This is a genomic window from Actinophytocola sp. (assembly GCF_036402745.1).
In the GTDB taxonomy this organism is placed as follows: Bacteria; Actinomycetota; Actinomycetes; order Mycobacteriales; family Pseudonocardiaceae; genus Actinophytocola.
Genome location: NZ_DASWSJ010000076.1, coordinates 1 through 10,387 on the forward strand (window position 1 = coordinate 1; position 10,387 = coordinate 10,387).

8 protein-coding genes and 1 pseudogene are annotated in these 10,387 nt (G+C 72.3%); 4 read left to right on the forward strand and 5 right to left on the reverse strand.

Annotated features, from left to right (window positions below):
- Positions 1 to 990, forward strand: a 990-nt coding sequence (locus tag VGD70_RS07185) for a hypothetical protein (protein WP_331079365.1), incomplete at its 5' end; no start/stop codon positions are given.
- Positions 991 to 2,021: 1,031 nt separating this feature from the next.
- Here VGD70_RS07185 and VGD70_RS36905 read toward each other — a convergent pair.
- The 5 genes and pseudogenes from VGD70_RS36905 to VGD70_RS07210 form a co-directional block, all read right to left on the reverse strand.
- Positions 2,022 to 3,362 (reverse strand): annotated as a pseudogene (locus VGD70_RS36905) (eCIS core domain-containing protein); the annotation flags it as partial.
- A gap of 2 nt (positions 3,363 to 3,364) precedes the next feature.
- On the reverse strand, positions 3,365 to 3,544 hold the full coding sequence (locus VGD70_RS07195; protein WP_331079369.1) for a DUF6760 family protein: 180 nt from the start codon (positions 3,542 to 3,544) through the stop codon (positions 3,365 to 3,367).
- Positions 3,541 to 3,921, reverse strand: a complete 381-nt coding sequence (locus VGD70_RS07200; protein ID WP_331079371.1) for a phage tail assembly protein — start codon at positions 3,919 to 3,921, stop codon at positions 3,541 to 3,543. The genes VGD70_RS07195 and VGD70_RS07200 overlap by 4 nt, the downstream gene beginning before the upstream one ends.
- Positions 3,918 to 4,427, reverse strand: coding sequence for a phage tail protein (locus VGD70_RS07205; protein WP_331079373.1), 510 nt, complete (start codon positions 4,425 to 4,427; stop codon positions 3,918 to 3,920). The genes VGD70_RS07200 and VGD70_RS07205 overlap by 4 nt, the downstream gene beginning before the upstream one ends.
- A 33-nt stretch (positions 4,428 to 4,460) precedes the next feature.
- Positions 4,461 to 5,987: a phage tail sheath family protein gene (locus VGD70_RS07210; RefSeq protein WP_331079374.1), complete on the reverse strand. Its 1,527-nt coding sequence runs from the start codon at positions 5,985 to 5,987 to the stop codon at positions 4,461 to 4,463.
- A gap of 208 nt (positions 5,988 to 6,195) precedes the next feature.
- Here VGD70_RS07210 and VGD70_RS07215 point away from each other — a divergent pair, with 208 nt between their 5' ends.
- Genes VGD70_RS07215 through VGD70_RS07225 form a run of 3 tightly spaced genes read left to right on the forward strand, consistent with a single transcriptional unit; the run spans position 6,196 to position 10,385 of the window.
- The gene (locus VGD70_RS07215) at positions 6,196 to 6,819 is read left to right on the forward strand and encodes a Pvc16 family protein (protein ID WP_331079376.1); all 624 of its coding nucleotides are present in this window, start codon (positions 6,196 to 6,198) and stop codon (positions 6,817 to 6,819) included.
- Between the two features lie 26 nt (positions 6,820 to 6,845).
- Positions 6,846 to 7,277 carry a hypothetical protein gene (locus tag VGD70_RS07220; protein WP_331079378.1) on the forward strand — a complete coding sequence of 144 codons (432 nt, stop codon included), beginning with the start codon at positions 6,846 to 6,848 and terminating at the stop codon, positions 7,275 to 7,277.
- A 27-nt stretch (positions 7,278 to 7,304) separates the two neighbouring features.
- Positions 7,305 to 10,385, forward strand: coding sequence for a hypothetical protein (locus VGD70_RS07225; RefSeq protein WP_331079380.1), 3,081 nt, complete (start codon positions 7,305 to 7,307; stop codon positions 10,383 to 10,385).
- Positions 10,386 to 10,387 lie beyond the last annotated feature (2 nt).

Here is a 10,387-nt window from a genome sequence, read left to right on the forward strand (position 1 = left end):
TTGACGGCCGGTCGGGTGGCGTACCTGGCCGGCGCCAGCTGCACCAGGGATGGTGGCGTCGTGGCGGGTTCCGGTTCGTCGCGCGTCGGGTTGGCGGTCGCTTGCCTCGGCCGGGCGACCGGGCGGACGGCCGATGGTGACAAGGAGGGGGCGAGTGTGCGGGCGGCTGTGCCGCCTCCCGCGGAGGAGACCGGCCGACCGGCGACGGCAGCTGGCCTGACCGCGGGTGATGTCACAACAGTGGGACGCGACATGGCCGCGGGCAGCGACCTGGCTGCCGATGACGGCACGCCGGTGAGCAACGGCGTGCCGGTGGGCGGCCATGGGGCGGGAGACGACGGCGCGACGGCCGGTCGCCGCGCGGTGGTGGTTGACGGCGTCCCGGTGCGTGGCCGCGCGGTGGTCGGCCACGTACCGGTGGACGGCCGCATGGCCGTGGGTAACGGCATACCTGGGAGTGGTGGGGCGGCGGACAGCGACGTCGCGGTGGATGGCGACCTGGTGGTGGGCAGTGGCGTAGGTGCGGCCATCGGCATGCTCGAAAGTGGTGACACTGTGGCGGGAAGCGGCGCTCCCGCGGGCAACGACGTGCCCAGGAGTGGTGGCGTGGCGGTGGGTAGCGGGGCGGTGGGCAGGGGCATGCCGGAAGGTGGTGACATCGCAGCGGACGGCGAGACATCCACCGACGGGAACGACAGACCCGACAACCAAGGCCACTCGGCCGTCGACGAGACGGTCACATCGGAGGTGGCAGGCGGACCCGCGATGGGCGGAAAACCGGCGGTCGGTGGCGGCGCTACATCGAGCGGCCACCCGACATCGGCCGGCGACGCGGCATCGAGCGGTGACGCGGCACTGGCCGGCGACGCGGCATCGAGCGGTGGCGCGGCGTTGACCGGAGAAACATCGGCGACCTCGGGCGTTCGCCACTGCGGTCGCACCACGGTCAGCGGTGGCCGGCCGCTCGCCTCGTCCGTCCACACCGGATGACCGGCCGACTCCTGCGCCCATCCGGGATGCCCTGCCGACTCGCCGGTCCACACCGGACCGCCGGTCACCTCCCCCGCCGGTACGGAACGCCCCGCCATCTCACCCGTCCACACCGACCCTCCGGTCGACTCCCCTGCCCACGCGGGGTGCTGTGCCGGGCCGTCCGCTCCCACTGGGTCTGCGACTGCGCCATCAACCCATGCGGGTTGCCGTGCCATCTCAGCCGACCACGCCGGACCGCCGGGTGCCTCCCCCGCCCCCGTGGAATGCCCGGTCGTCTCGGCCGTCCGTGCGGGATGTGCTGCCGTCTCGCCCGTCCATACCGGACCTCCGGCCGCCGTCCCTGCCCAGCCGGGACGCGGTGCCGCCGCAACCGACCGCACTAGATCGTCGGCCGCCTCGCCCGCACGTGCGGGATGCGCTGCCGTCTCGGCTGTCCATGCGCGACGTTCGGCTGTTTCGTCCGCCCATGCGGGACGGTGTGCCGGCCCATCCGTCCCCGCTGGGCCTCCGGCTTCCTCATCCGTCCACGCGGGACGGCGTGCCTCCACTGGATCTTCGGCTGCCTCGCCCGTCCACGAGGGATGCACTGCCGTCTCGACCGTCCATGCTGGATGTGCTGCCGTCGCGTCCGTCTGTGCCGGGTGTTCGACTGTCTCGTCCGTCCACGCCGGAGTGCTGGCTGCCTCGGCCAGCCACGTCGGGCTTTCGGCCGGCGCGGGCTGTCCCCAACCCGCAAGCTCGTCGGTCGGTGTCGCGTGGACGAGGTCACCCGTGGCCGGCTGGGTGTCGGCGACCCACCGCACGTCGTCGTCGGTGGGTGCGGTGCTCGTGGTGAGGTTCGGGCCGCCGTAGGTCGTCGTGGTTGGGTCTGGTTCGGCGCCGGTGCCGGCGAACCAGTCCTCCATGGCGACCGCTTCGTCCTCCATTCGGCGGCCGTCCGCCGAGCCGATGGCCGGTGGCTCACCGGTTGTGCGTCGCTGCTGAGCCACATGGGTCAGCTCGTGCGCGAGCACGGCGGCGCCGGGGCCGTCGTCCAGCGGTCCCATGAAGTCCGGCACGTGCGGTACCTCGCCCGCCGTGAACCCGCGGGCGCCGAACGCGTCGGCGGCCCGATCGACCGCTGGCCCTCTTCGGACGGTGACCCCTGACGTGTCGACGCCGAGCACTCGCTCCAGGCGTGCGGCCACGGCCGTGGGTACGGAGCGTTCCTCGACGTCGGCCGAGAGTGACACCGCCGCCGGTGTGCCGGTCGCCGAGTGGTCGTCGAGCGCGAACCGTACGGCGGTTGCCGGTGTATCCACATCGGACGGTTCTGGGCCGGCCGGTGTGCTCGCGACCACGGGCTGGCGAGCGGTCACCTGGTGGACGGCGGCGGCCGCGGTGTCCAGGCGTGCACCGGGGTGGCTGACGGGTACGGCGGCCGCCTCGCCGACGTCGGCCAGTACCCGGCGCGTGAGCGGAACCAGCGGGTGGGCCGGCAGAGGGGCGGGCGTCGAGTCCGTGGTGTGCGGGGCGTCCTCCTCCGGTACGGGCATCGGCACGGTGGGCGGGGGTTCGAAGGGGACGGTGGGGGTCTGCTCGGTGCCGGTCGGCGGCGGCTCGCTCTCGGATGGTTCCGGCGGGCTCGGCTCGGTGGCGGGCAGGCCGGACCGGAACAGCTTCGCGTTGGGACCGAGGCCGTGGGTCACCTGGCGCGGGGTGGCGCCGGTCTCGGGCGGCGGGGCGACCTCGTCCACCGGCATCGGCAGTGGCGGTGGGCTCAGCGCCTCGCTGAGCACGCCGACCTCACCGGGTTGGGCCGCCATCACCCGGTCCTTCAGCCGGTACGCGTCGTGCAGGAACGACGACGGCCGCCATGGTTCCGCCGGTTCGACGGGTGCCCGCACCGAGTCCGGTGTCGCCATGGTCAGCAGCCTGGCTGGGAGCGCCTCTCGGACGGGCCGTGCCGGCACGGGCGCGGGCACGATGGGTTCCAACGCCAGCTGTGCCGAGGTGACCAGCCCGACGACGCGGCCCGACGGCCCGTGGCCGTCCGTGGCGGTGGCCAACCCGGGGTCGGCGACGATGGACCGGTCCACGACCGTGATCGAACCGTCCACCTCCACGATCGTCCGGACGTCCGGTGACACGACCGGGACCAGTTCGGGCAGCCGCAGCCACGCCGGCCGCCGCCGAAGGACCGGCCCGGCACCGGACACGCCGGCCGCACCGTTCGGCTCCGCATCCGATCCGGACGTGCCCACCGAACCGCCCGGCCCGGCTTCCGGTCCATCCGAGCCGGCCGCTCCGGACGCGCCCGCCACAAGGTCCGGCTCGGGCGGTCCAGCCGGCGTGTGCCGCGACCGGCGTGGAGAAGGCCACCAGCGCATGGTCAGTCCTGCCGTCCTGAGGTGGGTTCCGGATTGTTGATGCGATCGTTGATGGTGCTGATCTCACTGATCACCCGCGCCCGGCTGAGGTGGTCGAGGTCGAGAATGGAGTCGAACGACCAGTGCAGGTGGTAGGCGATGTACACGACCTCCGTCCACAGCTCGTCGGGCCGGCCGGTCATGGGGAGCCCGCGACGTCCACCAGGAACTCGTGCCCGCAGTCCGGACAGGTCACCTCCGCCTCGGTGTGCCCGCGCTGGTTCACCCGCCGGTACAGGTCCTGCAGGAACGCGAGGTCCGACGCGAACAGGTGCTCCACCACGAACCGGTCCACCTCGGCGAGGGCACCGAGCCTGCGGACCGTGCGCATGATCAGGAACACCGACAGGTACGCCGAGTTCTGCCGCACCATCGGCTCGTTGTGCGCGGTCAGCTCGTCGCGGGCGGTGGCCAGGCGGAGCACCCCCTCACGGTGCACGGTGCCGCCCTCGTCCACGTAGCCGCGCGGCAGTGTGAACGGATACTCCGTGCGCAGTCCCGGTTCGGCTACCGCCGTCATGGCGTCTTCCCGCCCGGCGCCAGCACGATCATCTCGCACGTCAGCGTGACGGTCGCGATGATGGCCTCGCTGCCACCGGCCTTGAACCCGCCGAGCTCCAGCTTGGACGGCCACGCCATGTGCAGCTCGTAGCTCTGCTGCGTGACACCGGCGGCGTCCTTGAGCATCAGCGTGCACGAGCGGCGCGCGCTGGCCATGCCGGCGAGGACCTCGGCGTGCCACGTCCACAACGTGAGGTCCTGGTCGACGCCACGTTTGAGCACCACGGTGGCCGGCTTGGTCTTGCCGAACTGCTTGGCCATGGTCACCCCGGCGGTGCCGCTGCTCACGTACTCCGCCACCTCGACCTCCGAGGTGATGCCCGACATCTCCGAGAAGGTGATCTCCCCCTGGCTGCCGCCGGACGAGTCCTTGTCGAACTGGACGACGAACCTGGCCGCGCTGACCAGACCGCCCGCGCCGGTGCTCGCGTGCGTGGTGCGGGGAAGCATCGATGGTGCTGTCATGGAACGCTCCTGTTCAGTGTCTTAAGTGGACGGTTACTCCTCGAGCGCGGCGCCCTGCGGGAGCTGGGAGATACGGAACACCACGAACTCGGCCGGCTTCACCGGCGCCACCCCGATCTCGACGATCAGGTGCCCGGAGTCACGCAGTTCCGCCGGGTTGTTCTCCGCGTCGCACTTGACGAAGTACGCCTCCGCGGCCGACTGCCCGACCAGCGCGCCGCTGCGCCACACCCGGTGCAGGAACGCGCCGACGACCCGGCGCACGCTCGACCAGAGGTACTCGTCGTTGGGTTCGAACACGACCCAGCTGGTGCCGTTGAGGATCGACTCCTCGATGAAGTTGAACAGCCTGCGCACGTTGACGTAGCGCCATTCCGGGTCGGTGGACAGCGTGCGCGCGCCCCACACCCGGATGCCCTGGCCGGGGAACGCGCGCAGGCAGTTGACGCCGAGCGGGTTGAGCAGCTCCTGCTCGGACCGGCTGATCACCGTCTGCAGTGACACGACACCACGCACGTTCTCGTTGGCCGGCGCCTTGTGCACGCCGCGGTTGGCGTCGTTGCGGGCCCACACCCCCGCGATGTGCGCGCTCGGCGGCAGGCTGATCTTCGTGCCGGAACCCGGGTCCATCACCTGGATCCACGGCCAGTACAGCGCGGCGAACTTGCTGTCGTAGCCGGCGAACTCCGTGCGCCAGTCCCGCACCTGCTGGGAGTTGAGGCCCGGCGGGGAGTCGAGGATCGCCACCCGGTCCGACATCCGCTCGCAGTGCGCGATCAGCGCCAGCTGGACGGCCTTCACGACCTCCGCGTCGATCACCCCGCGCTGGTAGGCCGACATCAGGTCGGGCACCGCGACCATGGTGATCTCGTCGATCGCCTCGAACCCACCGAGGCCGGTGCGGTCGATCGGGTCGCCGACGTAGGCCCCGGCGGTGAGCTCGGCCGGCACCGGCAGGGTGGTCGCGAACGGCACGACGGCGTCCTTCTTCGGCGCCACAACGGAAGCCGCCTTGGCGTCCTCCAGCTCGACCAGCTTGGAGTTGCGGGAGATGACCGTGGCGACGTTGTTCGGGCCACGTTTGGTGGTGAGGTTGTCGAAGGTCTCCTCGACCTTGCCGTTGCGCAGCACGTCGACGCGGAACGTGTCCGCCTCCTGCTGGCTCGCCTCGGTGACGGTCACGCTGATGTCGTCGTCGCCGGCGGCCTTGAGCGTGCGCAGTGTGAACGCCGCGCGTTTGTCGTCACCGGAGGCGGGCACGGCGGCACGCAGCACGCGGGGCGCGGTCTCCTCGCGGCCGTCGGGCAGGCGCATGATGTACGCCGAGCCGCCGCCGTTGAGGAAGTACCCGTACACCGCGTGCGGCAGGTACGCGTTGTCCACGTAGCCGCCGAACACCGTGACGTACTGGGTCCAGTTCGTCACCAGGGTCGGCTCGGAGATCGGCCCCTTCTCGGTGAAGCCGACGAAGCCCGCCACGGCGGTGCCGACGCCTTCGATCGGCCGCGAGCCGGACGACACCTCCTCGACGTAGACGCCAGGAGCGAGATAGTTGGCCATCCGCTAGTCCCCTTCCGCGCTTGAGCCCGGGTTTGGTCCGATAAGGACATGACGGAACTCAGGCTGTCACCGCCGCGGCCCGAACCCGCAGGTCCCGTGCGCAGCAACGGGTTCACGCCGCGTTGCCTCCAGGGGAAGCCGGCGGTGGCCGCAGCGCCGGCCCCAGCTCCCTGCCCGCGACCGGCCCGGGTGGCAAGACTCTTCAGGTGTGCTGGCCGATGTCGATGTATCCCTCCAAGCCTGGCTCGCCACGCAGCTGGCGCCCGGCACCGAGGTCGGGTTCGACAACCCGACCCTGTTAGCGGGTATCGCGCCTCGCCCGAGAGGGGCCGGGATCGTGAACCTGTTCCTCCATCACGTCGCCGAGAACCTCGACGGGATGTCGGCGGGGCCGGTGCGGGTGCGGGACGCGGCCGGCCGGATCACCGCCGTGCACGCCGCCCCACGCAGCTACCACCTGTCCTATCTGGTCACCGCGTGGGCGTCGAGCGCGGCCGAGGAGCACGAGCTGCTCGGGGCGGTGATCGGCGCGCACACCGAGTGCGACTCGCTGGTCGTCGACCACCTGCGTGGCTCACTTCGGGTGCTCGACACCGGCCTGCCGATGCGGGTCGGGTGGACCCCCGCCGGCCGGTCGGTGGAGCTGTGGGGCGCGCTGGGCATCCCGATGCGCACCGCGCTCGACCTGACGGTGACCGCGCCCGCGCTGCCGACCCGGCTGCACACGCCGGCGGCGCCGGTGGAGGCGGTCACGTTGGCGACCGGCGCAGTGCCGGCCCGACCGGACCTCCCGCACAAGCGCTGGGAACGCACGACCATCACCGAACACTGACGAGCACCAGCCGGAGGAACTCAGCCATGACAGCCCCCACCGTCGACACGGACTGGCTCCGCAGCAACCCGGCGGACGCCTTCGCGCACCATGCTCCCGCGGACTTCGCCCGCCTGCTCGAGGCGAGCGCGGGCTACCGGCTGCTCTGCGAGGAATGGTTGGCCGTGCACCACCAGGACGTGCTGCCCGGGTTCACCCAACCGGAGATCGACGTCCTCTACCGCAGGCTCGCCGATCCCGAGCACAAGCGCACCGACGACGGCGCCCGGTACGACGTGGCCAGGTGGGTCGAGGGCGGCAGCGCCGACCATCTGCCCGAGCTGCTCGACTCCGACGGTCAGGTCTTCGTGGTGTCGCTGCGCGCGCTCACCACCGACGACGAGCCGAAGGAGGTCCGGCTGCGGCTGCTGGTGGAGGACGTGGAGCGGGTGCGGGTCGACGCCGTCGAATCCGCCTGATCCCCTTATCCGGATTGGAGCCTTCCCATGCGAGTGTGGGCCGCGGTCGCGTTGTCGGTGTTGCTGTTGCTGCCCGTGCTGGTGCTGGGCCCGTCCGCGCCGCCACCGTTGCCTCCCGCGGCGGTTGCGGCGGTTGCGGCGCAAGGTGACGGTGCGGCGGCGCTGCTGCCGCCGGCCAGGGTCGAGCCGGACTTCCGGGACGCGGTGTACGGGGACCTGCTCGTGGTGGGCAACGGGGTGCTGCGCTGTCCCACCGACAACACCGGTGAGTCGTGTCTGGCGGCCACCGCCAACGCGGCGCCGGCGGACGCGTCCGGCAGCAACAACGGGTACGCCATGGCGCTGTCCGGTGGGCCGGACTCGTTCGCCGCGAGCAGCGCCGAGCTGACCGTCCCCGCGGGGGCGCGGGTCCGGTACGCGCAGCTGAACTGGGGCGGCCACACCGGCAGCTTCCTCGGCTTCTCCGGGGTCAACTGCGTGCGCCCGCTCCTGGCGCAGAGCCAGCCGCCACCCGCGCCGGCGGCGGCGCGGCCGAGCGAGCAGGACGTGCGGCTCGCGGTCGCCGGCGGGCCGGCCGCGACCGTGCCCAGGGTGGCCGACCACTTCCGGCTCACCGCGGGGTTGATCGAACCCAGCCAGATGTACACCGACTGGGCCGAGGTCACCGACCGGTTCGCCGCGGCGCCCACCGGTGCGCCGTTCACGGTCGACGTCAGCGACGTGTGGGTGCCGTCCGGCCCTGGCTGCGCGGGCGGCTGGTCGCTGGTCGTCGTGTTCGACTACGGCGGGCCGGCCGCGGCCTATCCGACGCCGCGCGTCGTCGACGTCTACTCGGGCACCCTGCCCCAGGGCGGCGCGCTGGTCCCCGGGCTGCTCGAACCACTGGTGCCGGGCTTTCCCTCAGTGATCGACGCGCTGCTGCCGAACCTGGTCCCGGACCTCGGCGGCACCCATGTGGTGCTGGCGGGACCGAGCCGCGCCCGAGGGGACGTCACGCTCGGCCTGACCGCCTTCGACGGCGACTGGCGGCAGGGCGGCGAGACGTTCGCGGTCGACGGCGTACCGGTGGACGAGCCGTGCCTGCGGGACGGCACCGCGGACTTCTTCCGCTCCTGTGCGGTCGGCGCGGTGGACGGGGACCGCCGCCCCACCAACAACCTCAGCGTCGACGCCAAGACGGTGCGGCTGTCGTTGCCCGCCAACAACACGGGCGACATCGACATCGGCGTCGACGGCATCGACGACTTCGTGGTGATGCAGAACGTCGCGCTCAGCGAGCCGGTCGACCCCGGCATCGGGGTCACGGTCACCGGGCCGACCACCCCGGTCCGCGAAGGGGACCTGGTCGAGCTGGCCGTGAACGTCACCAACACCGGTTCCCTGCCGCTGACCCACCTCACACTGACCGGTACGGATGACCCGATTCGTTGTGCCCCAGCGGTGTTCGCACCGCTCGAACCGGGCACGTCCACCACCGCGACGTGTGTGGTGACCGCGCGGGTGGGTGCGGCGACGCATCAGGTGACCGCCACCGGCACCTACCTGGTGTCCAGTGGCGGGGAGGGCCGCACGGTCAGCGCCACCGGGCAGGACGACACCGTGGTGCTGCCGGCCGAGTACACGGTGAGCCGGGTGCCCGACCGGTTGACCGTGCACGCCGGCGAGCCCGTCGAGTTCGCGGTCACGCTGACCAACAACACCGACGGCGACCTCACCGGGGTCACCTACACCGACTCGGCCCCCGCGTCGTGCACCGCGGCGCCGGCCGTGCTGACCGCGCGGAGCACCGCGACGCTGCGGTGCACGGTGCCCGCGACGACCGCGACGTTCGACAGTGACGGGGTGCTGACCGGCACCGATGCCACCGGCACGCCCGTCACGGTGCGCAGCCAGACCGTGACCGTCATGGTCATCGACCCGACCGTGACGCTGACCCAGTCCGTCGCCCCGGACGTCGTGTACCGGGGTCAGCCGGTGGCGGCGACGTTCACGGTGACCAACACCGGGACGCCGGCCGACGGCCCGCTGTTCGACCTCCGGGTCGCCGCCGACCTGCCGGGGTGCGTGCCGCGGCCATTGCCCGTGCTCGAACCGGGCAAGTCGGCGACGCTCAGCTGTACGGGCTCACCGGTGGCGACCACGGTGCTGGCGGCGACGGTCGCGGCGACCGACGGTGCCGCGACCCCGGTGACCGCCACCGCCGACCCGGTCACGATCACCGTGCTGGCGCCGCTGATCGCGATCACCCAGTCGGCGGCGCCGACCTCGGTCCGCGCCGGCGACCCGGTCGAGTTCACGTTCACCGTGACCCATGTCGGCACCGCCGAGGACGGCCCGCTGCACCAGGTGCGGATCACCAGCCCGACGCTGCCGCCGGCGTGTGTGCTCGAGGAGATCGCGCAGCTCGTGCCGGGCGAGTCGCAGACCCGCACCTGTTCGGCCACCCCGGACCGGTCGTTCACCAACCTCGCGTCGGTAGCCGCGCTGGACGGCGCGGACCGCATGATGACCGCCGACGCGGACCCGCTGCCGACGACGGTGCTCAACCCCGCGCTGGTGGTGTCGGTGGCCGCGAACCCCGACCGGGCACAGCACGGCGCCGACGTCGACTTCGAGGTGACACTGCGCAACACCGGCAACGTCGACCTGTCCGTGCAGGTGACGAACGACAAGGCGGCCGACTGCGACCTGACCCTGCCCGCACTGGCCGCGGGCGCGGCACACGGCGTGCGGTGCACCGTGCGCATGCCGGCGGACGAGTCGACGGCCGAGCTCACCAACGACGTCAGCTACACCGCCCGCCCCGTGCCGGCGGCCGGCGACCCACTGACCGGCACCGAGACGGCGACGGTCACCCTGCTGGCGGGTCAGGCTCCGGACGTACCGACGCCCGGCCCGGACCCCACCGACCCGCACAGTGGCGCCGACGCGGGTTCCGGTTCGGGTTCTGGCGGGGGCGCGACGGGTGCCAAGAACACCGACAAGAACGACGGCCTGGCGTTCACCGGCGCGGTTGTCCTCGTGCCCCTGGTGCTGGGTGCCGGTCTGGTGGTCCTCGGGGCGGTGGTGATCGTCGGCGCCCGCCGCCGCAAGCGCGGGCAGGCGTAACG